Source organism: Sulfitobacter sp. HI0129 (assembly GCF_001635395.1).
Taxonomy (GTDB): Bacteria; Pseudomonadota; Alphaproteobacteria; order Rhodobacterales; family Rhodobacteraceae; genus Sulfitobacter.
This window is the reverse complement of sequence record NZ_LWGH01000771.1, coordinates 1-389: the sequence shown is the minus strand read 5'-3', so window position 1 is coordinate 389 and position 389 is coordinate 1. Positions and strand designations below refer to the sequence as shown.

Below are 389 nucleotides of genomic sequence, written 5' to 3'. Positions count from 1 at the left end.
GCAGGACGCGCACGCTGCTGCTCAGCGCGGTGACATTGCCCGCCTGCCGCCTGCGGCAAAAGCTGCAGGTGCAGCGTTTCGCCCCCGTGATACCTTGCGGAAACTCCGCCTCGATCACCACGGCCCCGCAGTGGCAGCTTGCCCGGTGGCGCTCGCCCGCGTCGCTCATCTGCGGCGGACTTTGGGGATGCGGCTCCCGCTCAGGGGATAGCGCGTTTCGGGGTGGGGCGGATGCCCGTGGGTGCGGCTCCAGAAGGCCGGACCGCCAAGGCTCAGCCAGACCGGCACGGTGAGCGCGATGCCCACCAGGAACCCGCCCGCATGCGCCCAGTAGGCGACCCCCCCGACGCTCGGGTCAGCACCCACGCCGCCGATGAACTGCATGCCGA

Annotated in this window: 1 pseudogene; it reads right to left on the bottom strand. The window is 71.2% G+C overall.

The annotated features are described in order from the left end of the window. Positions 1–165: 165 nt before the first annotated feature. Positions 166–389: pseudogene (locus tag A3764_RS18790) on the bottom strand (rhomboid family intramembrane serine protease); the annotation flags it as partial.